Origin of the sequence: Cloacibacterium normanense (genome assembly GCF_003860565.1) — a bacterium.
Lineage (GTDB): Bacteria > Bacteroidota > Bacteroidia > Flavobacteriales > Weeksellaceae > Cloacibacterium > Cloacibacterium normanense.
The window spans coordinates 1,536,039-1,560,797 of sequence record NZ_CP034157.1; the positions used below are offsets into that span (position 1 = coordinate 1,536,039).

Annotated in this window: 29 protein-coding genes; 19 read left to right on the top strand and 10 right to left on the bottom strand. The window is 32.2% G+C overall.

Annotation, left to right across the window (positions count from 1 at the left end; all coding sequences use genetic code 11):
• Nucleotides 1-493: 493 nt before the first annotated feature.
• From EB819_RS07060 to EB819_RS07080, 4 genes are all read left to right on the top strand, one after another.
• Complete coding sequence (locus EB819_RS07060; protein WP_083250125.1) at nucleotides 494-1,318, top strand: DNA-deoxyinosine glycosylase; 825 nt, start codon at nucleotides 494-496, stop codon at nucleotides 1,316-1,318.
• A 363-nt stretch (nucleotides 1,319-1,681) separates the two neighbouring features.
• Nucleotides 1,682-2,230: a GNAT family N-acetyltransferase gene (locus tag EB819_RS07070; protein WP_069796943.1), complete on the top strand. Its 549-nt coding sequence runs from the start codon at nucleotides 1,682-1,684 to the stop codon at nucleotides 2,228-2,230.
• A gap of 275 nt (nucleotides 2,231-2,505) precedes the next feature.
• On the top strand, nucleotides 2,506-3,603 hold the full coding sequence (locus EB819_RS07075; protein WP_074650889.1) for an adenine-specific methyltransferase EcoRI family protein: 1,098 nt from the start codon (nucleotides 2,506-2,508) through the stop codon (nucleotides 3,601-3,603).
• Nucleotides 3,600-4,682 carry an HNH endonuclease family protein gene (locus EB819_RS07080; protein ID WP_069796945.1) on the top strand — a complete coding sequence of 361 codons (1,083 nt, stop codon included), beginning with the start codon at nucleotides 3,600-3,602 and terminating at the stop codon, nucleotides 4,680-4,682. The genes EB819_RS07075 and EB819_RS07080 overlap by 4 nt, the downstream gene beginning before the upstream one ends.
• Before the next feature lie 25 nt (nucleotides 4,683-4,707).
• On the opposite strand, the gene EB819_RS07085 is transcribed toward EB819_RS07080, so the two are convergent.
• A complete protein-coding gene (locus EB819_RS07085; RefSeq protein ID WP_069796947.1) occupies nucleotides 4,708-5,250 on the bottom strand; it encodes a hypothetical protein in 543 nt (180 codons plus the stop codon).
• Between the two features lie 11 nt (nucleotides 5,251-5,261).
• Nucleotides 5,262-6,443: an ImmA/IrrE family metallo-endopeptidase gene (locus EB819_RS07090; RefSeq protein ID WP_069796949.1), complete on the bottom strand. Its 1,182-nt coding sequence runs from the start codon at nucleotides 6,441-6,443 to the stop codon at nucleotides 5,262-5,264.
• A gap of 322 nt (nucleotides 6,444-6,765) precedes the next feature.
• Here EB819_RS07090 and EB819_RS07095 point away from each other — a divergent pair, with 322 nt between their 5' ends.
• The 13 genes from EB819_RS07095 to EB819_RS07155 all read left to right on the top strand — a co-directional run bounded on the left by EB819_RS07095 (nucleotide 6,766) and on the right by EB819_RS07155 (nucleotide 16,816).
• Entirely contained in the window at nucleotides 6,766-7,167 is a 402-nt protein-coding gene (locus EB819_RS07095) for a hypothetical protein (protein ID WP_069796951.1), read from the top strand.
• Nucleotides 7,168-7,201: 34 nt separating this feature from the next.
• A complete protein-coding gene (locus tag EB819_RS07100; RefSeq protein ID WP_069796953.1) occupies nucleotides 7,202-7,996 on the top strand; it encodes a hypothetical protein in 795 nt (264 codons plus the stop codon).
• 335 nt (nucleotides 7,997-8,331) lie between these two features.
• Nucleotides 8,332-8,820 carry a hypothetical protein gene (locus EB819_RS07105; protein WP_069796955.1) on the top strand — a complete coding sequence of 163 codons (489 nt, stop codon included), beginning with the start codon at nucleotides 8,332-8,334 and terminating at the stop codon, nucleotides 8,818-8,820.
• 345 nt (nucleotides 8,821-9,165) lie between these two features.
• A complete protein-coding gene (locus EB819_RS07110; RefSeq protein WP_069796957.1) occupies nucleotides 9,166-9,456 on the top strand; it encodes a hypothetical protein in 291 nt (96 codons plus the stop codon).
• Entirely contained in the window at nucleotides 9,440-9,976 is a 537-nt protein-coding gene (locus EB819_RS07115; protein ID WP_069796959.1) for a hypothetical protein, read from the top strand. The genes EB819_RS07110 and EB819_RS07115 overlap by 17 nt, the downstream gene beginning before the upstream one ends.
• A 478-nt stretch (nucleotides 9,977-10,454) precedes the next feature.
• Nucleotides 10,455-11,996: a T9SS response regulator signal transducer PorX gene (gene porX, locus EB819_RS07120; protein ID WP_069796961.1), complete on the top strand. Its 1,542-nt coding sequence runs from the start codon at nucleotides 10,455-10,457 to the stop codon at nucleotides 11,994-11,996.
• A 109-nt stretch (nucleotides 11,997-12,105) separates the two neighbouring features.
• Nucleotides 12,106-12,519: a tRNA (adenosine(37)-N6)-threonylcarbamoyltransferase complex ATPase subunit type 1 TsaE gene (gene tsaE / locus EB819_RS07125; RefSeq protein WP_069796963.1), complete on the top strand. Its 414-nt coding sequence runs from the start codon at nucleotides 12,106-12,108 to the stop codon at nucleotides 12,517-12,519.
• Between the two features lie 83 nt (nucleotides 12,520-12,602).
• Nucleotides 12,603-13,793, top strand: a complete 1,191-nt coding sequence (locus EB819_RS07130; protein WP_069796965.1) for an alanine dehydrogenase — start codon at nucleotides 12,603-12,605, stop codon at nucleotides 13,791-13,793.
• A gap of 30 nt (nucleotides 13,794-13,823) precedes the next feature.
• Nucleotides 13,824-14,195: a hypothetical protein gene (locus EB819_RS07135; protein ID WP_069796967.1), complete on the top strand. Its 372-nt coding sequence runs from the start codon at nucleotides 13,824-13,826 to the stop codon at nucleotides 14,193-14,195.
• A gap of 6 nt (nucleotides 14,196-14,201) precedes the next feature.
• Nucleotides 14,202-14,438, top strand: coding sequence for a hypothetical protein (locus EB819_RS07140; protein WP_069796970.1), 237 nt, complete (start codon nucleotides 14,202-14,204; stop codon nucleotides 14,436-14,438).
• 14 nt (nucleotides 14,439-14,452) lie between these two features.
• Nucleotides 14,453-15,295, top strand: coding sequence for a prephenate dehydrogenase (locus EB819_RS07145; protein ID WP_069796971.1), 843 nt, complete (start codon nucleotides 14,453-14,455; stop codon nucleotides 15,293-15,295).
• 6 nt (nucleotides 15,296-15,301) lie between these two features.
• A complete protein-coding gene (locus EB819_RS07150; RefSeq protein WP_069796973.1) occupies nucleotides 15,302-16,126 on the top strand; it encodes an alpha/beta hydrolase in 825 nt (274 codons plus the stop codon).
• A 138-nt stretch (nucleotides 16,127-16,264) separates the two neighbouring features.
• The gene (locus EB819_RS07155; protein WP_124878698.1) at nucleotides 16,265-16,816 is read left to right on the top strand and encodes a hypothetical protein; all 552 of its coding nucleotides are present in this window, start codon (nucleotides 16,265-16,267) and stop codon (nucleotides 16,814-16,816) included.
• 174 nt (nucleotides 16,817-16,990) lie between these two features.
• Here EB819_RS07155 and purE read toward each other — a convergent pair whose 3' ends face one another.
• Nucleotides 16,991-17,491, bottom strand: a complete 501-nt coding sequence (gene purE / locus EB819_RS07160) for a 5-(carboxyamino)imidazole ribonucleotide mutase (protein ID WP_069796977.1) — start codon at nucleotides 17,489-17,491, stop codon at nucleotides 16,991-16,993.
• 347 nt (nucleotides 17,492-17,838) lie between these two features.
• Between purE and EB819_RS07165 the strand changes: the two genes are divergently transcribed.
• Nucleotides 17,839-18,771, top strand: a complete 933-nt coding sequence (locus tag EB819_RS07165; RefSeq protein ID WP_069797072.1) for a DMT family transporter — start codon at nucleotides 17,839-17,841, stop codon at nucleotides 18,769-18,771.
• Between the two features lie 49 nt (nucleotides 18,772-18,820).
• Here EB819_RS07165 and EB819_RS07170 read toward each other — a convergent pair whose 3' ends face one another.
• Nucleotides 18,821-19,930, bottom strand: coding sequence for a 5-(carboxyamino)imidazole ribonucleotide synthase (locus tag EB819_RS07170; protein WP_069796979.1), 1,110 nt, complete (start codon nucleotides 19,928-19,930; stop codon nucleotides 18,821-18,823).
• Between the two features lie 127 nt (nucleotides 19,931-20,057).
• On the opposite strand from EB819_RS07170, the gene EB819_RS07175 reads away from it, so the two are divergent.
• Nucleotides 20,058-21,110 carry an endonuclease/exonuclease/phosphatase family protein gene (locus EB819_RS07175; RefSeq protein WP_245993098.1) on the top strand — a complete coding sequence of 351 codons (1,053 nt, stop codon included), beginning with the start codon at nucleotides 20,058-20,060 and terminating at the stop codon, nucleotides 21,108-21,110.
• On the opposite strand, the gene EB819_RS07180 is transcribed toward EB819_RS07175, so the two are convergent.
• The 6 genes from EB819_RS07180 to mvaD all read right to left on the bottom strand — a co-directional run bounded on the left by EB819_RS07180 (nucleotide 21,107) and on the right by mvaD (nucleotide 24,683).
• Nucleotides 21,107-21,535 (bottom strand): nuclear transport factor 2 family protein, encoded by a 429-nt coding sequence (locus tag EB819_RS07180; protein ID WP_069796983.1) that lies wholly within the window; start codon nucleotides 21,533-21,535, stop codon nucleotides 21,107-21,109. The two genes, EB819_RS07175 and EB819_RS07180, sit on opposite strands and share 4 nt — an antisense overlap.
• Nucleotides 21,536-21,782: 247 nt before the next feature.
• Complete coding sequence (gene gloA2 / locus EB819_RS07185; protein WP_069796985.1) at nucleotides 21,783-22,160, bottom strand: SMU1112c/YaeR family gloxylase I-like metalloprotein; 378 nt, start codon at nucleotides 22,158-22,160, stop codon at nucleotides 21,783-21,785.
• Between the two features lie 10 nt (nucleotides 22,161-22,170).
• The gene (locus EB819_RS07190) at nucleotides 22,171-22,932 is read right to left on the bottom strand and encodes an LLM class flavin-dependent oxidoreductase (RefSeq protein WP_317126153.1); all 762 of its coding nucleotides are present in this window, start codon (nucleotides 22,930-22,932) and stop codon (nucleotides 22,171-22,173) included.
• The gene (locus EB819_RS12960) at nucleotides 22,932-23,168 is read right to left on the bottom strand and encodes a hypothetical protein (RefSeq protein ID WP_317126154.1); all 237 of its coding nucleotides are present in this window, start codon (nucleotides 23,166-23,168) and stop codon (nucleotides 22,932-22,934) included. The genes EB819_RS07190 and EB819_RS12960 overlap by 1 nt, the downstream gene beginning before the upstream one ends.
• Nucleotides 23,169-23,245: 77 nt before the next feature.
• Nucleotides 23,246-23,578 (bottom strand): hypothetical protein, encoded by a 333-nt coding sequence (locus tag EB819_RS07195; RefSeq protein ID WP_069796987.1) that lies wholly within the window; start codon nucleotides 23,576-23,578, stop codon nucleotides 23,246-23,248.
• 58 nt (nucleotides 23,579-23,636) lie between these two features.
• Entirely contained in the window at nucleotides 23,637-24,683 is a 1,047-nt protein-coding gene (mvaD, locus tag EB819_RS07200) for a diphosphomevalonate decarboxylase (protein ID WP_069796989.1), read from the bottom strand.
• Nucleotides 24,684-24,759: the final 76 nt, after the last annotated feature.

The following is a 24,759-nucleotide window of genomic DNA, read 5'->3' on the forward strand; positions in this document are numbered from 1 at the left end:
CACTAACGGAAAATGTGCGTGAAAACAATTTAACGCGTCAAAATCACTCTGGTGAAAAAATTCTGACTGAAAATCCTACGCAAAATCTTTCCGAAAAAATTTTTGAATTTTAGCGTTCTGAAATTTTAACTGTGTGAATAAATTCGTGCTTGAGTTTTAAAACTGACGCTGAATTTTAAAAACTTTGCTGAATGAAACTTCTGAAAACTGAATCTAACTGAATAAAAAATTATGGAAAATTGCCACATCACATAACATCGTATTGCTAAAATGCGGGACTGAAGGCTCTTGCGTTGAAAATTTTGTGAAATTTAGTCGCAAAAAATGTTTCCGCCTCCATTTTTTTATTAATTTAGTCAGCGGAAAACATTTTTTGCTTCGTGCAGTTTTTAGTAGAAATTTCAGGTGTAAAAGCCCGCACTTCAGCAATACGTTTCCCGTTAGCGGTAATGGCAGGACGACCGTCATCACAACAACAAACAGGACAACAACAATGACTGAAATAATTAGAAATAGAACTATCAGACCTTCGACCAGACTTGAAAAATCGAAGAGTTATAAAATCGACACCAAGACAGTTTATCGGGGCGACATTTTAGTGGTTAACATTGACCACGAGACAAAATCATTTCGTAAGTCATACAAGTTTAACGGTTCAGACGTTGCACATAAAGACAGTATTAGTTTTAGAGTAAATGACTACGGGACTACAATTGACATTAGTTGGAGCGGTGCGACACCAATAGGAACAGCATCAAAAGCAACAACACCTGCACCAAAACCATTGACAAAAAAGGTTGTGGACAAAGCTCCTGTTTCTAAATCAGTCTCGACACATACAAAAACATCATTCGACCCAATTTCAAATGCGGACACGACTATTTTGATTTTAGGAACAATGCCGGGTGACAAATCACTTGAACTTGGCGAGTATTACGGACATTCAAGAAACAGATTTTGGAAAATCATTTCGACAATTACAGACAATGATTTGCCAATAACCTACACCGACAAAAAAGCACTTTTACTCAAAACTAAAATTGGAATTTGGGATGTAGCACACAAAGCAAATAGAAAAGGTAGCCTTGACAGTGCAATTGAAGACGAAGAACCAAACGACTTGGACAACTTTATCGCCAAACATAAGAATTTAAAAGTTATCGGTTTCAACGGGACAAAATCCCAAGCTCTTTTTGACAAGTATTTCGACAGAAAAAGTGATTTAAAATATATTTCTTTACCAAGCACAAGTCCTGCAAACACAGGCATTGACTTTGACAGCATTTGCAAATTATGGCGACAAATATTGACCAAATAATTGACGGACGACCAAGAGCCACTACTGCTAACAGCCGTTTGCCGCAATGGGGGCTGACGTGGTTAAATCAAGTGCAGTGCTTCTATCAGCATTTGTGCTTGGTTGACAGTGAAGTGCTCCGAAATCCCCCACTGCGGCAAGCGGCAAAACGATGTGGCAAAATCCGCTCCGCTCCTTTTGCCACATCGGTTCGGCGGATTACATCCGCAGATGTTGCTCGTCGCTACGCGAACTTCGCACATCTGTGAATTTGCTAAATCCCAAGAACGGAAGCAAACTTCCTTCTCGGGACTTCGCAAATCCGCCGAACCGTTATGCGAGATTGCATAAAAACACCGTCAAAAAAAATTCACCAAAATTTTAATGAAATATTTATTAACAAACGTAGAAACTGATAGATTAAAGTTCAGAAAATTAGAAAACGCTGATTTTGAAACTTGGCTTGAATTATTTAAAGACGAATATGCAAGCAAAATGCTTGGAATGGACGAATACAAGACACCATATCACCACTGCGAAAAATGGTTTGAATGGACTTTCAATCGATATGAAAATAATTTAGGTGGACAAAATGCTTTGATTTTAAAAGAAAACAACGAATTAATTGGACAATGCGGACTTTTAGTTAGAGAAGTTGAAAATGAATTTGAACTCGAGGTTGCATATTCAATTCTTCCAAAATATAGAATGCAAGGTTTTGCAATTGAAAGCGCAAAAAAATGCAGGGATTTTGCTTTTGAAAACAATTTTAGCGATAGATTAGTTTCAATAATTATATCCGAAAACAAAGATTCTAAAAATGTCGCGCTGAAAAATGGAATGAATTTTAATAGAAAAATACAATATAATAACAAAGAAATGGAATTGTTCCAGATATCTGAAAATGAATGGAAAAGTCGCAACCTCGCATAACATAGTATTTGCAAAAGGCGGGGTTGAAGTTATAATAGAACTACCAGTTGCATTTAGTCGCGCCTGCTTTTTCGTTCCACATTTTTTTTGTAATTTAGTTCCACGAAAAAAAGCATTCGCTTCGGACAGGTCGAAATTGAACTTTTCGTCCAATTTAGCCCGCCCTTCGCAAATACTTTTTCCGTTAGCAGCAAGGCTAGCGGAACGGTAGTGCTAAAATCAACATTCCCAACTTAAAAAGTCCGTTAGACTTTGTTGCCCGAAACGGGAAACAAATGGCGGCAAAATTAAATCGGAAACTTACCGAAGCAAAAAACAATAAAAAAGATGAGTTTTATACTCAACTTTCTGACATATCAAACGAACTCAAACATTACAGAAATCACTTTAAAGACAAAGTGGTTTATTGTAATTGTGACGACCCAAGAATTAGTAATTTCTTTCAATTCTTTGCACTCAACTTTGAGAAATACGGACTGAAAAAACTTATTACAACTTGCTACAAAAATCAAGAACGAGATTTGTTTAGTACAAATAATTCCGAAAGTGCAATTTATCTTGAATACAACGGAGATAAAAACGGAAACAATCTTCCCGATATTGAAGAAATCGGAATAAAACCACTACAAGGCGATGGAGATTTTAGAAGTAAAGAAAGTATCGACTTGCTAACGCAAGCCGATATTATTGTTACTAATCCGCCATTTTCTTTATTCCGTGAATATGTCGCTCAACTTATTGAACACGATAAAAAGTTTGTAATCATCGGACATCAAAATGCAACGAAATACAAAGAAATTTTCAGACTTATAAAAGACAATAAAATTTGGTTAGGTAATGGTTTTAAAGGTGGTGCAGGTCATTTTATCAATCAACATTACGAAGATTACGCAACTGCAACTGACAGAAAAGAAGGAATGATTAGAGTTTCGGGAGTTCATTGGTTTACCAATCTTGAAATTTCTAAACGACACGAAGATTTAATTTTGTACAAATCGTACAACGAAGAAGAATATCCGAAATACGACAATTACGATGCAATCGAAGTGAGTAAAACAAATGAAATTCCACTCGATTATAACGGAGTTATGGGAGTTCCGATTACTTTTTTAGACAAATACAATCCTGACCAATTCGAGATTGTAGGAATGACTTCGGGAAGAGATGAATTTGAGGCAAGACCAACAAAAAGATATATCAATCCAAAACAACATAACGAAAACGGAACTATCACAAACGGAAGTAAAGTAAATACAAGTTCAACTATTCTGTACAAAACTAAACCCGATGGAGTTTACTACACAGCAGATAATGCAGACGGATATTTAAAAGTGCTTTACACTCGATTTCTAATACAACGAAAGCAAAAATGAAAATAGAACTCAAAGAAATAACGATAAGAGAATTAACAAACAGCTACCAAGATAACGAGGAAAACGGAGTTGTTGGATATGGTGGAAAATTAGACATACGTCCACCCTACCAACGTGAATTTATCTACAAAGACAAACAACGTGAAGCTGTAATTGATACCGTTACAAAAAACTTTCCATTGAACGTAATGTATTGGGCTGTTCGTGAAGATGGAAATTTTGAAGTCATTGACGGACAACAACGAACCATCTCAATTTGTCAATTTGTAACAGGAGAATTTGCTCATTTATTTAGGTTTTTTCACAATCTTCAAAAAGACGAACAAGACCTAATTTTAGATTACAAACTAATGGTTTACTTGTGTTCGGGAACAGACAGCCAAAAATTAGAATGGTTCAAAACCATCAATATTGCAGGAGAAAAACTAACCGACCAAGAACTGCGAAACGCAGTTTATTCGGGAAGTTGGGTTTCTGACGCAAAAAGATATTTTTCTAAAAATGGTTGTCCGGCTTATGGTTTGGGAAGCAATTATTTAAACGGTTCACCAATTCGACAAGATTATTTAGAAACAACAATCAATTGGATTTCTAAAGGAAACATAGAAGTTTATATGTCGAATCATCAACACGACCCGAACGCAAACGAAATTTGGTTATATTTCCAGTCAGTAATCAGTTGGATAAAAGTAACTTTCCCAAAATATCGTAAAGAAATGAAAGGTTTGCAATGGGGATTTTTCTATAACGAGTTTAAAGACCAAAACTTCGACCACAAAAAACTCGAAGAAGAAATCTCAACTTTGATGCAAGACGAAGATGTAACCAAAAAATCAGGAATTTATGAATACGTTTTAACTCGCAAAGAAAAATTTTTGAATATCAGAGCATTTACCGACAACCAAAAACGTGAATCCTACGAAAGACAAAAAGGAATTTGCATAAAATGTGGAGAACATTTTGAACTTTCAGAAATGGAAGCCGACCACATTACACCTTGGCACGAAGGAGGAAAAACATCAGCCGAAAACTGCCAAATGTTATGTAAACTCGACAACCGAATGAAAAGCGGAAAATAAACGCTTTCGGTAGAAAGCGTTTAAATCATTTGTTACTTAACGACAACATTGCTTTAGCAACACTCGTTGTACTGTCGTCATATTGCTCGTGTCCATATCCGTGTTTCTCATTCAACTCATAAAAATCCTTGTATAAATCGAATGGGTTTTGAGATTCACCTATCCACTTTATAATAACCTCTAAAATTTCATTCATCACTGGTTGGTAAGTCATTCTTCCGTCTGACTTTCGTATTCCGTTATTATCAGATTTCTTTTTACCCAAATTCAGAAAAACATTTTTCTCATCGTAAATAATATCACGCAACTGTTTATAATCTTTACCTTTAGGCAGAAAATCCATCAATAATTTTCTAATTCCATTATAATACAACTGGTATTTTTCTTCGGGATTTTCAAATTCTTTTCCTACAAGTTGTCTTAACTCATCAAATTCTTCAAGATTACCAGTTTCAGAATTGATAGTCAACTGTTTTCCTGTCTTTTCGTTAGCTTTTTGCAAAAGTTCTAATCTTTCTAAATCGGATTGAGAAAGTCCCTCCTGTTTTTTTATATCTTTTTTTGCCATAATAATTCAAATTAATTTAGTTCTAAAACTGATTTTATTTTTTCACTTGCTTCTTTAATACTTAATTCGTTCCAAGTTATTGGATTTAATTTTGCAATTGCGTTACTGTAATCGGGATAAAATTGTTTAAAGGCAGCGTGATAATTTTTACCATAAAGTTCTTTTTGATACCAAGTAAAAAATGTATAAACAATTGATGGATGTACTTCAATTTCATTCGCAAATTTTGAAACCAAATATGGGTTATTAATGTATTTTTTTATGTACTGAAATTTTTCCTCTGATAGAAAAAAATTCCTTGCAAAAGCATTGGCTTGGTCTTCTATCAAAAATAAATCATTATCATCTGACAAATGATAACTGCTTTTCTCAATTGTATCATAATCAAATAAAACGTGATTTAGCTCGTGTAACAAGGTAAACCATAAAGTCGGATAATTTTTATTAAAATCCGTTATCACTATACAAGGTTTGTCATCAATAATGAATGTCGCTCCTCGAACTTGTGTTGTAGTTAAATAATTCTGAAAAATAACCGTAACTCCAATATTGTATAAAGCTCTACAAACAGTTAGTAGCCCATTTCCTACATCTTGACTATAAGGTTTAATTTTGACAATCAAATCTTTTAATCTTTCCCGATTATACTCATTAGGGTTATTTATTATTTTAAAAGTTTGATAAGCAGATTTTATCCAAAAATCTTTCATCTTATCTGAATGATTTTTTTTGACTCTGCTATACAGAGGTTCATCTAATTGCTCTTCAAAATCGTTAATAGTAGAATAACCAAAGTAATTTAAAACTTTATTTACAAGTTCTTCTGTTGTGTAATTAGAATCAAAAAAACCAAGTTTAGTAAGAGCTTTTACATCAAAATTCTTAACTATAAAAGTCGCCTTTCTTGCACTATCAATAGCTGAAATGTTTTCAGAACTTTGATTTTTTAAGACTATGTTTATGAAACTATTTACTTCAAACCCTAAAAACTCTGCAATCTTAACAATATGAATTAAGTTTGGTTGCTTTGCAGTACCATTAAGAATTTCATCAAAAACATCTTTGTCAATATTTAGAAGTTTTAAAGCCTTTGTCTTACTTAAATTATATTCAGATAGCTTTTGTTCAAAAACATCCTTAATATTGTAATTTGTGTCTGAAAATATCGAATTTAATAAACTTTCAATATTCATATTTTAAAAATTAAGGGAATTTACCCTCGCAAAAATACAAATAAAAACCATAAAAACAAATAAAAAGGGAATTTACCCTCAAAAAAACAAGCCCAGCTGCTAACATCGGTTTTGCAAAAGAGCGGGTTTAAGTCTAAATTGAAAGGTTTGTACGTTTTAATCCGCAAAAACCATTTTTCTTTTGCTCTTTTTTGTAATTTAGCAAAAAGAAAAAATGGTTTTGCTACGTTGGTGCAAAGTTGAAAGTTCCGTCTTTCTATTCCGCTCCTTCGCAAAGCCGTAAACCGTTATCGGCAATTTCAAAAAAAATCCTATTAAAAGAATGAAAAATTATTTTTTTTTACTCCTTATACTATTGTTAACTTCTTGTAAATCAAAAATAATTGAAACAACAAGTCCAGATTATTATTTTACTTTTGGAAACATTGACTTTATACCTTCAACAAAATGGACAAAAGTAGATAATAATATAGCAACTTTCAGTTTGGGATTTGTAAAAGGAGATTGTTGTGGAAGTGTGCCAAATCCTGAAGTGATGAAATCAAAAATTATTGGCGATACGATATTCTATACAAGTGGCAAAAATTATATTGTAGATTGTGAAAGAAGATTTGGCACTTGTGGAGCAAATCCAAAATTTGTAATTAACATAAAGAAATATCCAAATTATCAAAAATTAAAATGGAAATTAGTTAATGAAAGAGAATTTTATAATTTAAGATAATAAAATTTAAAAATAATATAACAAAAATTAAAAAATGAATAAAATAATTTTTATACTTATTTTACTAATTTCTTATACAGAAATTTTTTGTCAAAGTGCAAAAGATACTTTGTCTTTGCCTGAAAGATATGAAAGAAGGATTCAGGAAGAAGGAAGAAAAAGAAGAAAGGAAATATTACAAAATTTTGAAGATGTAGAATATAATAATCTAATAAAGCTAATTGTGAAAGATATAGATTTCACAAAACTAAAAGAAAACAATCTTGTTTTTTACTTTAATTCTAACTGCATATTGACTAGAGACTATGGTTATGGAACAATTTTATTCAACAAACATATTTGTGAAACTGATGGTCAAAATCCAGCATTTAATCAAATTAATTTTTGGAGTTTAGAAAACATACATTTTATTCAAAAGAAATATAAAAAAAATATGATTCCTTTTCTAGAGTTAATTAACGATTTTGTAACTGATGGAGATGATTTTGAAACATTTGATGAGAAGATAGAATACACTTATTTTGATGATTCTAAAGTTTTAATAGATGATGTTAAAAAAGAATTAAAAGGAACATATAAAGAAAGGGATAAAACAACACAATTTTATTTTTTCCCAATAAATAATAAAAGTAAAGAATTAACCTTAACTAAACTTAATGATGTTAAAAATTATAACACTCTATTTTTAAGTTTTATAAACTATGTTGATAAAATTGTTGCAGTAAAATTTGCATATGATTATCCTGACAACCAAAAAGTTTATTATCAAGCATATCAATTTAAAAATAATAAATGGATTAAAGTTCCTTATCCAAAAGGAGAAGATTAGATTCAAAATTAAATTATAGAAACTGCCGATAACATAGGTAACTGTTGCACAACTCCTTTTTTTTAGAAAATAGTTTTCAAAAACATATATTTTGACCTCTTTAGAAGCAATTTTAGAGAGGTTTGTTTTTAAAATGTTAAAATTTAGAGCGCTTACAATGGAGTTATTGAAGTTGTAAAGCATGGTTTTTATAAAAGTTTTAGTAAATTTGAGTAGTGCAACTTGCACTATGAATTTGCAAAATCCCACGAACGGAAGTAAACTTCCTTCTCGGGACTTCGCAAATCCGCCGAAGCGTTAGCGGTAAGTTTTACGGACGACACAACAAAACGAAAATGAAATTAAAAAACAACTCTCTTCCGACATTTTTGACAGCAGTTACGCTGACATTTTTGTTTGCTTGCGGACAAAGAAATTCCGACAAAAGTGCAACACAAACGACCAGCATAAAACCTGACGAACTCACATTGTCCATTGACACGTTTTCGACTTTTCCACCCGAAATTGACGGTTGTTCTTGTTATTTTTCTAACGACTCGACAGAATTTAAAAAAGGTGAATACATTTATATGAATGATTACGCTCAGACTTCATTTTTAAAAATCAATGGCGTTCTGACAAAGTTCACCCAAACTGACTTTAAAGAAGTTGATTCATTAAACGTAAAAGCAAAATACAAAAGTGACCATTACGAAATGACAATTGAATCTAGAGACGGAATACAAAATGGTGACGAAACTTGGCTAAAAACAGGGACAATTAAACTGACAAATAAAAAAGGCAAAACAGTTACAAAGACATTTTATGGTGAATGTGGTTGCTAACTCGAAAGACAGAAAACCTACCGCTAACTTAGGTAGCTGTTGCACAACTCCTTTTTTTTTAGAAAATAGTTTTGAAAAACATAATATTTAGACCTCTTTAGAAGCAATTTTAGAGAGGTTTGTTTTTAAAATGTTAAAATTTAGAGCGCTTATAATGGTGTTTTTTCATGTTGTACAATATGGTTTTTATAAAAGTTTTAGTATATTTGAGTAGTGCAACTTGCACTATGAATTTGCAAAATCCCAAGAACGGAAGTAAACTTCCTTCTCGAGACTTCGCAAATCCGCGCGAACGTTAGGCGACATTTTATCCAAACTTCTGTCAATAAAGAAAATTTTCAAAAAATGAATTATCGTAATCATTTGATTAAATCAGTGCAAAATTTAATAGAAACAGAGCAGATATTATTTACTAACGCTTTAAATCTTTGTATGTTTGGAGAGTTAAGAGATTCTGATGATGCTTTTGAAGAAAATGATGAATTCAGTTTTAATCTTGAATTACTGAAGTCTGTTGATGATTTAAATGTTAAAAAAATTGTAGAGATTATAGAATCTTTACAAATTAAAACAGAGTATCTAATAAACGTAAACAAAATAACAGAAACCGAATTAAATAATGAATACAATCTCTAATTTAATTTTAAACGATGATGATTTTTTGAATTTGGAATATAACTTTCAACCGGAATTAACTTCAAAATTGGATGAAATTGACTCTGATTTTACGCAAGAAATTATAAATGAAATTGTTTTGTGGAAAGTAAATAGATATTCTAATTTTGATTCTGAAACGCTAAATCTTCTCAATAAAATAGATAAAAATGAAAAAATTCTGAATGAAAATTTAACTATAGAAGTTTTGGGGAAATTGCTAAACAGAAAAGGTGTTCAATTAGCAATGGCTTCAACAATATTGAGATTCAAAAACCCCAATATTTATCAAATTATTGATCAAAGAGTTTATAGATTTATTTATGGAGAAAGTTTACCGAGTTATTATTCATCAATTGAAAAGCAAATTGAAACTTACATTAAATACTTAAAAGAACTTAAATCAATCTGTGAAGAAAAGAATATTGATTTTCATATTTCAGACAGAATTTTATATGAATTGGATAAAAAGTATAATAAAGACAAAAAAATAAAATATTAAAAAAAACGTCGCTTAACATAGGTAGCTGTTGCACAACTCCTTTTTTTTAGAAAATAGTTTTCAAAAACATTTATTTAGACCTCTTTAGAAGCAATTTTAGAGAGGTTTGTTTTTTTAGGTAAGATTAAAAATGCTTAAAATTGGAGTGCTAAAAATTGAGTTATTGATGCTTTGAAAGGTTGTTTTTATAAAAAAAATACTTAAATAAAAGGACAAAAGCTCATTTTGAAATGAATAAAACAGTTTTAATTTCTCAAGGCATAAAAGAACCTCAGCTTTATCAGTAAACTCAAGACTCATTTTCAGTTTAACAGATTTTTAACCATATTCCAATTATTTTATACAATATTTAAGACAGTTTTGGCGTATTTTTGGGAGAGATAATTTGGAGTAGGAAGTCAGAAGTTGCAAGATGAAACTTATAACTTCTTAACCTTATCCTTTACCTCAACCTATATCTTAACCTAAAAAATAATTTATGTCAAAAATAATTTGGATTGATGATGAAGTAGATTTACTCAAACCACATATCGTTTTTCTAGAAAACAAAGGCTATAACGTAACGCCAGTTAACAATGTGAACGAAGCGCTAGAATTGATAGAAAACGAAAAATTTCAACTCGCACTTTTAGACGAAAACATGCCTGGAATTTCTGGTCTGGAAGCCATTCCTATGCTTAAGGATTTAGATTCTTCTATAAAAATCGTGATGGTGACCAAAAACGAAGAAGAACACATCATGGAACAAGCCATCGGTTCGCAGATTTCTGATTACATTCTAAAACCGGTAAATCCCAATCAGGTTTTGCTTTCGCTGAAGAAAAATCTTCAAGAAGACGATTTGGTAGAGCAAAAAACCAAATTAGAATATCAACAAGGTTTTCGTAATCTTTCGATGGAACTCAGCTATGTAAACACTTTTCAAGAATGGGCAGAATATTATAAGAAAATCTTGAATTGGGAAATCAAATTCGATAAAGTTTTTGACAATGAGTTTGCAGATTTATTACAATCTCAAAAAGAAGAAGCCAACATTCAGTTTTCTAAATTTATAGAAAAAAATTATGAAGAATGGCTTCACAGCACAGAAAAACCGATTATGTCTCACACTGCTTTTAAGGAAAAAGTAAAACCCGTTTTAGAAAAAGACAAAGTTTTACTTCTGATGGTTGATAATTTGAGATATGACCAATGGAAAGTGATAGAACCGCTTTTCGCAAGGTTTTACAACAAGGTTTCAGAAGACGAATATTTCAGCATTTTACCTACTGCCACTCAATATGCCAGAAATTCATTTTTCGCAGGTTTAATGCCTTCGGAAATCGAAAAACGTTTTCCAGACAAGTGGTTTAATGACAACGAAGAAGGCAATAAAAACGAGCACGAACGCGAATTTTTAGAAGACCAAATGAAAAGAATTGGACTACAAAACAAGTCCATGAAATATTTGAAAGTTCTGAATGCAGATTTTGAACGCAAGATTTTAGATGATTTTAACCAACATAAAAACAATGATTTACTGGTGATTGTCTATAATTTCATCGATATTCTTTCGCATGCCAAAACAGACAATCACATTGTAGACCAATTGATTAGAGACGACAAAACTTTCAGAAGTCTTACTGTAAATTGGTTTGAAAATTCTTCAATTTTAAAAATTATTAAACTTGCTGCGGAACAAGGATTTAAACTCGTGATTACGACTGACCACGGAATGGTTTATGTGAAAAAACCTTCGCAAGTTGTAGGCGATAGAGAAACCAGCACCAACATTCGTTATAAAACAGGAAAATCACTTACTTATGACGAAAAAGATGTTTGGGCAATTACGAATCCAGAAAAATTGTTTTTACCTAAAGGAAATCTCAGCAGCAAATATATTTTTGCGAAAAACAACATCTTTTTGGCGTACCCAAAAAATTACAACCACTTTGTCAATTATTACAAAGACACGTATCAACATGGCGGAATTTCACTAGAAGAAATCATTATACCTATCAGTATTTTAGAACCTAAGTAGTTTTTTCATAGTTTATTATACTTAGGCATGGAGCGGAAAAAATCTGTAGATTTTTTCCGCTTTTTTACACCATAACAATTCCGTATTTTTGAAAAAATTTTCAAAAAACATGTCTCAAACATTCCAAATAGAAAAAATTGAAGATTGGCAAAAAGTAGTAGATGAAATTTTGCCCAATTTGCAACACAATATTCTTTTGCTTAAAGGAAACTTAGGCGCTGGTAAAACCACATTTTCTCAGTTTTTGATGAAAAGTTTAGGAAGCACAGACGAAGTTTCTTCGCCAACTTACGCTATTGTAAACGAATACCATTCACCAAAAGGAAAAGTTTTTCATTTTGATCTTTATCGACTCAAAAAAATAGAAGAAGCTTATGATTTTGGGATTGAAGAATATCTAGACAATGCTTTTCTCTGCATTATAGAATGGCCAGAAATCTATGAAGAAGAATTGGCAGATTTACCTCATCATGAAATGACAATTACCAATCATGGAGATTATAGAGAAATTGTTTTCCACTAAAATTTTCCTTAGAAAGAATCCATGATTTCTAAGGTTTTACCTATCCCATTTTTCGCTATCTTTGTAGATTAAAATTTAAAACAATGAGTTCTACCATATTTACACCTTTTACTGAAGAACAACTCATTCCTAAAGAGGAAAAATTAGAAGTTCTAAAAAAAGGAAAAAAATTTAGCATTGGTATCCCAAAAGAAACCTGTTTACACGAAAAAAGACTGTGTATTACTCCAGATGCAGTACAAGTTTTGGTAGAACATGGTCATGATATTATTTTAGAAGCTGGCGCTGGTGAAGGTTCTTTTTTCACCGATTTACAGTTTTCTGAAGCAGGAGCACAGATTACAACCAGTCAAGCAGAAGTGTACGGACAAGATTTGGTTCTTAAAATCAATCCGCCAACCGAAGAAGAAATGGAATTTTTAAAACCAAATGCTTATTTGGTTTCTGCACTTCAAATTAACTTAAGAGACAAAGATTATTTTAAAAAATTAGCAGAAAAAAAGGTAAATGCCATCGCTTTTGAATTCATTATGGATGAATACCGTCAGTTGTCACTGATCAGACTCATTGGCGAAATCGCAGGTGGAATTTCTATTTTGTACGCATCAGAATTATTGGCAAAATCAAATGGTTTAATGCTCGGTGGAATTACTGGAGTTCGCCCTACAGAAGTAGTAGTATTAGGAGCTGGAATTGTAGGAGAATCTGCGACAAAAGCAGCCATCGGTTTAGGTGCAAGTGTAAGAGTTTTTGACAATTCTTTATCTAAATTAAGAAGATTACATACACTTATAGACAGTAGAGTTCCTACATCAATTATAGACCCGAAAGAATTAAAAAAAGCATTAATGAGAGCTGATGTAGTGATTGGCGCATTACCTAGACTCAATATGCCTTTCATCGTAACAGAAGACATGGTAAAAGCCATGAAAAAAGGCTCTGTAATTATAGATTTGACCATAGATTATGGCGGTTGTATAGAAACTACAGAAGTAACCACTCACGAAAATCCTGTCATCATTAAACACGAAATTCTTCACTGTGGATTACCTAATTTATCTTCTAGAATGCCTAGAACCACTACGAAAGCTATTTCCAATTTCTTCCTAAGTTATCTCCTAAATTATGACGAAGAAGGTGGTTTCGAAAATATGCTTTTAAAAAGAAACGAGATGAAACAATCGCTTTACATGTATAAAGGCAGACATACCAAAAAAGTGATTTGCGACAAATTCGACCTTACTTATCACGACATCAACCTTTTAATTTTTTAAAATTTCAACTTACTTTTTACATCACATTCAATGAGAAAACTGAAATTCTTTTTCATCGGGTTAATTCCAGGATTACTAATTGTATTCTTTATTTTGAACAAAAAAGGGGTAAGTTGTAGCGGTTATCTTCCCAATTCTAGAGTAATTGCCGAAACTTTATCGAAAGATTTCACCTATTCTGAAGCTTTTCAAGCAGAAATGAAAACCTTGAAAATAGACGAAAAATTTCTGAAAGACAGCATTATTACCAAAGGAGAAATTAACTTTGATAAGAGCGATGCACAGAAAAAACCTTGTCCAAGTTATTTACTTACCGCTCCAGAAGTAAATCCTACCTATGAAATTACTTTTGAAAAATGTAAAGAAAATGCCCATTTCATCAGTCTTAAAAAGCTAAAATAACAAAATATGCAAAAGAAAAAATACACAGACCTGAGTGTTCCCGAATTAAAAAAACTACAAAAAGTTTTCTTAGGAATCTTTTTAGGATTGGTTATTCTTTGGATTATTGTACTCAGCATGATGTATTACAACGGAAAATCTTTTGCAACCTTTATTGCAGTAGCAGTGGCTACGTTGATTCCCAATTTTATTAATATTCTTAATATTTCTAATCAAATCAAACAAAAGGAAAAAGAACTCTAAAAATTAATTTCAAAATGAAGATTGCTATTATTGGTGTAGGTTTAATTGGTGGTTCTATCGCCCTAAAACTCCGTGAAAAAAATTTCGGAGCAGAATTTATAGGAATTGACAAATCAGAAATTCACCTTCAAGAAGCCCAAGAATTAGGAATTATAGACCGTTTCGAAGATTTTGAAAACGGTGTTAAAAACGCAGACCTTATCATCACTGCTATTCCAGTTGATGCTACGGTTAAAATTTTACCACAAGTTCTAGATTTAATTACCGATAAACAAACGGTAATGGATACCGGTTCTACCAAATCTGGAATTGTAGAAGCCATCAAAAATCACCCGAACCGAAAAAGATTTGTAGCATTTCACCCAATGTGGGGAACCGAAAATTCTGGACCTAAAGCTGCGCAGAAAGAAAGTTTTGCAGGAAGAGCAGCCGTAATTTGCGACCGTGAAGATTCTGATCAAGATGCATTAGCATTGGTAGAAAATATTGCCAAAAATCTAGAAATGCACCTGATTTACATGAATGCAGACGCTCATGACGTTCACACTGCGTACATTTCTCACATTTCTCACATCACTTCTTACGCTTTGGCAAACACGGTTTTAGAAAAAGAGCGAGAAGAAGATACCATTTTCCAATTGGCGAGTTCTGGTTTTTCGAGTACGGTTCGTTTGGCGAAATCTCATCCAGAAATGTGGGTTCCTATCTTCAAACAAAACAAAGAAAATGTATTAGACGTTCTTAATGAACACATTACACAGCTCAGAAAATTCAAATCTGCTCTAGAAAAAGAGAATTTTGAACTTCTGGAAGAACTCATCAAAAACGCCAATAAAATCCGAGGCATCTTAAAATAATTCGTCATGAAAAATTTCTTTCGCTTTCTGTTTATCATCAGTTGTACTTTTTTATGGAGTCAAGAAAGAAAAAGCACGGCGACAGAAAATGTGAAGATTATTTCTGAAAATTTCGACGTTCCTCAACTTAAAACCACACGAAGAATTTGGATTTATTTGCCTAAAGATTACGAAACTTCACGCAAAAAATATGAAGTGATGTATCTTCAAGATGCGCAAAATCTTTTTAACGATGCTACTTCTTATGCTGGAGAATGGCAAGTAGATGAAACGCTGAACAAAATTTTCGAAAAAACCGGAAAATCTGTAATTGTTATAGGAATAGATAACGGTGGCGAAAAACGAATTGAAGAACTTTCTCCTTTCAAAAATGCAAAATACGACGGCGGAAATGGAGAAAACTACGTAAAATTTATCGTGGAAACATTGAAACCTTATATCGATAAAAATTACAGAACAAAATCTTGTAAAAAACACACCACGATTGGTGGAAGTTCACTCGGAGCGCTAATCTCTGTTTATGCCGCGGTAAAATATCCTGAAACTTTCGGGAAGGTTTTGGCTTTTTCTTCTGCTTTTTGGTTTAATGCTGAAGATTTGAATGCATTTATTAGCCATTCTAAAGTCAATTTAAAGCATCAGAAATATTATTTTGTTCAAGGAAAACACGAAGATGAAGACATGGAAGCACAAACCAATCGTGTCATCGAAAATCTGAAATCTAAAAACGTGAAATCTAAAAATATTTTCCTAAAAATAGACGAAGACGGAAAACACAATGAAATGTATTGGCGTAGAGAATTTGAGGGAGCTGTTTTGTGGTTAGATTAGATTTATTTCCCGCAGATTACGCAGATTTACAGATTATTTTAACAGCATTTTTGTCATTCCGTAGAAATCTTTATATAGTATTAAAAATTTTGGAATTTAGATTCCTACGGAATGACAAACTTCACACAAACAATTAAAATGAAAAAAATTTTAGAATATTCAAAATGGGTAATTATTTCAAGTATATTACCCGTAATACTAATTTTTGTATTGAGCATTCACATAAACAATATCAGAAAAAATAAATCCGAATTTAATCTTTCATCTGGAAATATTCATATTATTGGATTTACAGAAAAGATTTACCAAGGTAAAAGTTATCGTTCATTTCCGTTTCCAACTAAAACTAAAGTTCTTTATGTAAAATTAAAAAACGACAATAATTTATATTCTTTCTTCTCTAAAGACACAATGGAATATACTAACTTACTTTCACAATTAAATGAAAATGACTACGTAAAAATATATAATGAGGGAATTAAGAAAACACAAAACACAATTGATATCATTCAATTAGAGAAAGGAAACAAAATTATTATCAATAAAGAAATTTATAACAAGAAGGAACGAGGTGATGCAATATTTATTTTAATTATTCTAATTTTATATTTTTCATTTCCAATATTATTCATAATTAAGTCTAAATACGAAGAGAAAAAAAATCACAAGTCAAAAATTAGAAAGCGATGATTTATTTAGTTTTATTCCAGAAACTAAACAAAAATCCTAGCCCTGATTGAGCAATTGTTTGAGCTCTTTTTGTTTTTTTTGTCATTCTGAGCGGAGTCGAAGAATCTAAAAAAACAAAAAAGCGAGTTGCGAAAGCAGGACTGAACGTGAAAAGAAGCAAAAAACATCTTGCTCCTAATCGTAAGAATTCGGGTGTTCTTTTTTGATTTCTTCGATGGTAGAAAGCACTTTTTCTTTCAGGCTCAATTGATAAATTTCTAATTTTGCAGAAATTTCTTCGTCTGAACTTCCTAGAATTTTAGCAGCTAAAATCCCAGCATTGGTAGCTCCGTTCAAAGCAACAGTTGCCACAGGAATTCCTGAAGGCATTTGCAAAATAGACAATACAGAATCCCAACCATCAATAGAATTGCTGCTCAAAATAGGCACGCCAATCACCGGCAAAGTAGTACAACTCGCCACCATTCCTGGCAAATGTGCAGCACCTCCTGCTCCTGCAATGATGACTTTTACGCCTCTATTTTTGGCAGATTTTGCAAAATCAAACATGCGTTCTGGCGTTCTGTGCGCAGAAACTACGGTAAGTTCGTAAGGAATTTCTAGAGATTTTAAAAAATCAGCAGCTTGTTGCATAATTGGCAAATCGCTCTGACTGCCCATGATAATTGAAACCATTTTTACATTTTTACTCCTTCAAAGATAGAAAAAAATATCGTTTCCTTTTGAAGAGAATGCTTCTATTATTATCAATGCTTAATACAAAGAAATTGTGAATAAGATAAAACGCAAAGACGCTAATTCACTTTACCAGCAAAAACGTTTTTAAGACGCAAGAAAATCAAAAATTTTCAATTTTAACGAAGTTAAAAGTTGCGTCTTAAAAGCATAAAGATTTTAAAATTTAGATTTGCGCCATTGCGATGAAAAAAATTTTGGTGAAAGATTAAGTTTTTTTCATAAAATTAAAAATTTAGAAAGACTCTTTGTTCAGAATTGAATATCTTCGTGGAGCGAAAATCATTATGAACACAGAAAAAGATTTCAAACTTATTTTAGCCATTCTTACGGTTGCAATAGTTTGGGGAACTACATATTTAGGAATTAGAATTGCTGTAGAAACCATACCACCTTGGTTTGTTACCGGAATCAGACAAAGCATTGCCGCACTTTTATTGTTGGGTTTTTTGGTCTATAAAAAACAACTGAAATGGATTGGTTTGAAAAATCTGAAAACTCAAATCATTCTTTCTACATTAATGATTATCATTGCTAACGGAATGACAACCATTGCCGAGAAACACATCAATAGCAGCCTCGCTTCGGTTCTTACTGCTACTTCGCCGATAATTGTATTTCTGGGAAGTGTATTCATTGGTTTAGAACAATTCAAACTGAAATCTGTTTTAGGATTAATCTTAGGTTTTAGTGGTGTTCTGTTAATTTTTTCTGATGGTTTACAAGAATTGCTAAATCCTGATTACAGATTGGGACTTATTGTTTTATTTATCGGGATTTTAGGTTGGGCTTCTGGAACACTTTTCACCAAAAAAATCACGATTCATTCTGATAATATTTTATTGAATTTATTCTATCAATTTGCTTTTGCTGGAATTGTTCAACTTATTTTCGCCTTTGCTTTTACCAAAAATTATGATTTCGAAAAATGGAGTGCAGAATCATTTGCTTACGTAGTTTATTTGGGTGTTTTCGGCTCGGTGATTACTTATTATGCGTTTCTTTATGCACTAAAAAGGGTAAATCCATCACAAATTTCAATGCTGAATTACGTGAATACGATTATCGCCATTTTCTTAGGTTGGCTGATTTTAGATGAAAAAATAACCACAAAATTTATTTTTGCGGCTATTCTTATTATTTCTGGAGTCTTTATTATGAACCTAAAAAAGGAAATGTTTAAAAAGTCTGAAGCTAGAAGTCTGAAGTCCGAAGATTAATGACGAAAGTTTAAAACTCTACAACTCTCCCATTCTAAAACTCTTCCATTTAAGAAATCACTCTTACCAAAGTTTTAATATAATTCAGTTTTTCTAGTAATTCTTCTCTGGAATTGGCTAAAACATTGATGTGTCCCATTTTTCTACCCGGTTTGGTTTCTGTTTTTCCGTAGAGATGAACATAAGTTTTTGGAAGTTTCAAAACCTCTTCTAAACCTTCATATTTAACTTTTCCGCTGTAGTTTTGTTCACCAACTAAATTCAGCATTCCTGAAAATCCAAAAGCATCTGTATCTGCTAAAGGAAGATTTTTCAAAGTTCTATAAAATTGTTCGAACTGAGAATTCGCGTTTCCTTCTTGCGTTTGATGACCAGAATTGTGCAATCTAGGCGCTGTTTCATTTACCCAAACTTTTCCGTTTTTATCAAGGAATAATTCGATGGCAAAAAGTCCAGCAGAATTTGCCGCTTTGATGAATTTTTCGGCAATGGCATCAATTTGAGATTGAACTTCTGATGAAATATCGGCAGGACAAATATTGAAATCCAAAAGGTTCAATTTTTCATCGGCAACCATTTCTGTCACAGGAAAGGTTTTGGTTTCGCCATTTTCATTTTTAGCAATGATAATGGAAAGTTCTTTGTCTATATCCACCAAATTCTCTAAAACCGAATCTTCTGTCCAAAGATTTTTTAAGTCTTCGGCATTTTTGATGATTTGAACTCCTTTTCCGTCGTAACCTCCAGTATTTAGTTTTTGAACGAAAGGAAATTTGATTTTAATTTCGTCTGAAGTTCCGTCAAAAATTTCGAAATCAGGACTTGGAATGTTGTGTTTTTTATAAAACTCTTTTTGTAGAATTTTTTGTTGAATGGTTTTGATGATTTCCGCATTGGGAATCACTTTTTTGCCTTGTTTTTCCAATTCGAAAAGTGCATCTACATTTACATGTTCTATTTCTATGGAAATCACATCTTTATCTTGACCGAAAGCCAAAACATCTTCATAATTATTAAAATTTCCTTGAGAAAAATGTGAAATATACGCACAAGAACAATCAGAGTTGGGGTCTAAAACGTGAAATTCATCGTCGTAGTTTAATGCATTTTGAATGAACATTCTTCCGAGTTGGCCTCCACCAAGAATTCCAATTTTCATAATTTACTTTTTATTTTATTAGATTTTCAGATTTACTGCGTAAAAATACGGAAAATGAATAATTTAGCATAAACTTTAAAGGCAAATGATAGAACTTCTCTGTTTTCTCTCAATCTTTCTTTTGATATTGAGCGTTTTACCGTTCAGTAAAAACCAGCATTGGATTTTTAGAGTTCCTGAATTTTTGATGCTTCAAATCACCATTTTACAAGTCATTGTTTTTGGAATTTCTTGGTTTTGGGCAAAAGGAGAGACCTTACTTTTTGTTTTACAAATTTTTCAATTAGGATTTATCATTTATCATATTTTTACTCTTATTCGATTTACTAAATTTTATAAATACAAAGACCATCGAAGACCAAAACACGCTTCAAAATTGGTAAGAGGAATTGCTGTAAATGTTTATCAATTCAATACTCAATTTCAAAAATTAATTGATTTAATTGCGAAAGAACAACCCGATTTTTTCATTACGATGGAGAGTAACTCGGATTGGGAAAAAGCAATGCGAGTAGTAGAAAAAGATTATCCATTTTCTGAAAAAGTGACTTTAGAAAACACTTACGGAATGCATTTTTACTCAAAATTGGAAATTCTAGAAGTAAAAACGCATTATTTTGTTGCCGATGATTTGCCGAGTATTGAAGCAAAATTAAAAACCAAAGATGGATATGAATTTGTATTTTTTGGTGTTCATCCTCCTCCACCAAGTCCTACTGAAGAAAAAACGTCTAAAGAAAGAGATGGCGATTTATTAAGCATTGCCAAAAAAGTGAAAAGTTATAAAATTCCCGTTTTGGTTTCGGGAGATTTCAATAATGTAGCTTGGGCATATTCTTCGCAATTATTTAGAAAAACCAGCGAACTCATAGATGCGAGAATTGGAAGAGGAATTTTCGCCACTTTTCATGCCAAACATTGGTTTTTTAGAGTTCCGCTTGATTTATTATATCACAGCAAAGAGATTTTTGTGAAAAAAATTTTCACTTATCCTAGCATTGGTTCAGACCATTTTCCATTGGGATTCAGTTTTTTTATTGACCGTGAAAATGATGAACAAAAAGAGGAAATTAAAACTTTAGAAAATGGCGAGATTCACGAAGTAAACCAACTGATTGAAGAAGGCAAAAAAGAAAAAAGCGACAACCGAGAGGAAGTCGCTACAGAAGATGAAATCTAATCACATTTTTTTCTTCTAGTATCAATGATATATTGAATTTTCCATTCATTATTGATTTTCGCGAGTTGAAAACTGTTTACTCCGCAATGCGAAAAATTACCTTTATAATAAAACTGATACGGAACCCAAACCGAAGCCATATTTCCATCAACCAAAATTTTAGAAATGGTGAATCTTTCGTCTAAATCGCCAGTTTGAGATGCGCCAACTTGTTTGGCAAAATCTTCTACTTTATCCGTTCTTATTTCTTGATTTTTCCCAAAAGTCTGCATAATAGCTGAACCTGAAAAAGCGTTTTTCACTCCAAGAGAATCAGCAGATTTCATTGCATTGAAAAGGGTTTCAATCGGCTTTACGATTTCTTTTTCTGATGCGTTTTGAGCAAAAGAAAAACTGGAAATCAGGAGAAAGAAGATTTTTTTCATGTCAAAAATATTACATATTATTTTTATATAAACGCAAAGAAGATAAAAATTTAAATCTATTTTAAGGAAGCATAGAAGCGAAATAATTCGCTTGAAGCTTACGCTTAAAAATTCGCAAAGCGAAAAAACTTTGCTTTCTTTGTTTGATTGTTGTTAAAATAAAACTTTGCGTTTCAGAAACATTTGTTCATAAATCACAAAAATTTCTTAAAAATTCAATAAATAAGTCTTTTGAGATTTTGAAAAGTTACATTTCGTAAAATTCTAAAGGCAAATCATCTGGATCTGCGATGAAAAAGAATTTTTTCTCAGTAAATTCATCTATTTTGATTTCTTCACAATTCACTCCTTTTTGCAATAGTTCTGTTCGTTTTTCTTCCACATTTTCAACTGCAAAAGCCAAATGTCTCAAACCACAACTTTCTGGCCTGGAAGGTCTTTTTGGCGGATTCGGAAATGAAAATAATTCAATAACATAATCATCACCAATCGCCAAATCTAGTTTGTAAGATTGTCTTTCTTCTCGGTAAATTTCTCTGATAATATTCAGTCCTAAAACTTCCGTGTAAAACTTTTTAGAAACCTCATAATCAGAGCAAATAATAGCAATATGATGTATTTTCATGACTTTAAATTTATCTTACTTTTTCAGCAACTTTCGTTCCGAATAATTCTATACTTTTCATCATCACCTCGTGATTAGGCGCGCCAACATCCATGTGAGCGATATATCTGGTTAAGCCAAACATTTCTTTCACCATATTGATTTTTTCAGCTACTTCATCAGAATTTCCAATAAATAGAGCGCCTTCTTTGCTTCTGCCGCCATCATATTGCATTTTGGTGTAAGCAGACCAACCTCTAGAACTGCCAATTCTGTTCATTTGAGCGGCATAATTTTCAAAATATCCATCAATTACCTCAGGATTTTCGCTGACTAAAGTGTGAGAGTGAATCCCAATTTGCATTTCTTCTGGATTGTGACCATGTCTCAGATATTCTTTTTTGTAAAAATCAATCAAAGGTTTAAACTGTCTTGGCAAACCTAATCTAGCAGCTCTTAAAACCGATTCTGGAGTTCCGCCAACTGCAATCCAAACTGGTAATTTTCCGTTGTTCGTTGCTCTAGGATAAACCGTTTGATTTTCCATAGGAGCACGAAGTTTGCCTTTCCAAGTTACGTTTTCTTGAGTATTTATTTTAAGTAATAAATCTAATTTTTCTTCAAAAAGTTCGTGATAATCATCTAAATCATAACCAAAAAGCGGAAAAGATTCAATGAAACTTCCTCTACCTACGCCAATTTCGGCTCTTCCACCAGAAATTAAATCCAAAGTAGAAAAATCTTGATACACTTTTACGGGTTCTGCTGAACTTAAAACAGTAACCGCGCTCATTAACTTAATATTTTTAGTGATAGAAGCAGCTGCAGAAAGCACCATTTCTGGGAAGAAACCACATAATCTGGACGGTGATGTTCACCCAAAGCAAATACATCAATTCCTAACTCATCTGCCAGTCTTATTTCCGCTAAAATTTCCTGTAATTTTTGTTGAGGATCAGCAAATTTTCTGGTTTCCTTATCGAAAGCCAAATCGCCAAACATTCCAACTCCTATTTCGAATTTTTTCATTTTCTAAATTTTCTTCAAAATTACCATTTTTGAGAAACGAATGAATTGATGTAAGGTAAGAAATGGATTTTTATGGTCTATAAATTTTCAAGAATACTTCCAAAAACATAAACAATAAAAGCAAATATTATCAATGATTTTGAATATTTTAGATTCTTATTAAAAATAGAAATTAAACTCAAAACAGAAACAAATGTCCATAAAATTCCCAAAACTAAATTATAAATAGTATAATTTTTGGCACTTTCATATTGCCACAATCCTGCAACGGGACCTTCTGCTCCAAAAGGATAATTTTCTACATTTTTTAAAATTCCCACTTCATAAAATTCTAACCATGAAGCAAGAGAAAAAATTAAACTTAAAATAAGTATAAAAATCAAAACAAATAAAAGTGGGCTATTTTTCATTTAGAAATTAAGATTTCTTTTAAAAACTTCCAGCTTCCAGCATCATTCTTCCAACAAATTAAAACCTCATCACATCTTTTACTACTCCTCCTTTTTGGGTATGAGGCAATAATTCTGCAGAGATAAAATCTTTTATAACTGTTGTGTTTTCGTTTTCTGGAAAAAGCAAATGAACATTTGCTCCTGCATCTAGCGTAAAAAATAATGGATGGCCTGTTTCTTTTCGGAAATTCCAGAGTTTATTAATGACTTCTAGTGTTCCCGTTTTCATTAAAATAAAAGCCGGTTCGCTCATCATCATCATCGCATGAAGCGTTAATGCTTCGTGTTCTACCAACGTAATAAATTTTTCAAGATTTCCCGTTTTCAGAATTTCCTTCAGAGGAACAAAATTATCTCTCGCCTCTTGGAAACGTCTTTCTGCGTAAGGATTTGTATTCATCAAACCGTGACCAACTGTAGAACTCACCGATTTTTCGCCTTCGTGAATAAGTAAAACCCAATCATTGAAATTCTTAAAAATCGGATGAATTTCCTCATCAGGATATTTTACAGCGTATAAATCAGAACTACCTTCTACTTCATCCGTTTTTCCCCAAACTACAAGTCCGTTGTACAAACTTCTGCAAGCACTTCCGCTTCCTAAACGCGCTAAAAAAGAGGTTTTCTTTACATCAATTTCTGTATTGGTAAATACTTTATCCAACTCCATCAAACAACTTGCAATCGCTCCAAAACCAGAAGCAGAGCTTGCAATTCCTGAACTGTGCGGAAATGTATTTTCGGTTTTAATAATGTATTTCCCTTTGAGAATCCAAGGCAAATATTGTTCAATATTTTTAAAATATTTTTCGATTTTTTCTGCAAATTTCACTTCTTCATTTCCTGCCAAAAAAGTCTGAACAGAAAAAGGTTCATCAGCAAAAATCTCCATTGAAGTTTGGGTATTGCAATGATTCAAAGTATATGAAATACTCGGATTTGCAGGAATTTGGTTGGCATATTTTCCCCAATATTTGATTAACGCAATGTTGGATGGACAAGTTGCAGAAACAACTTGATTAGATATATTGAAATGTTGATTTCCTAAAAATTGATTTTCCATAATTATTAACGCAATGACGCAAATTAATTTTTAAATAATGTATTTTTTTAAGGCGCAAGAAAATCAAAGATTTTCA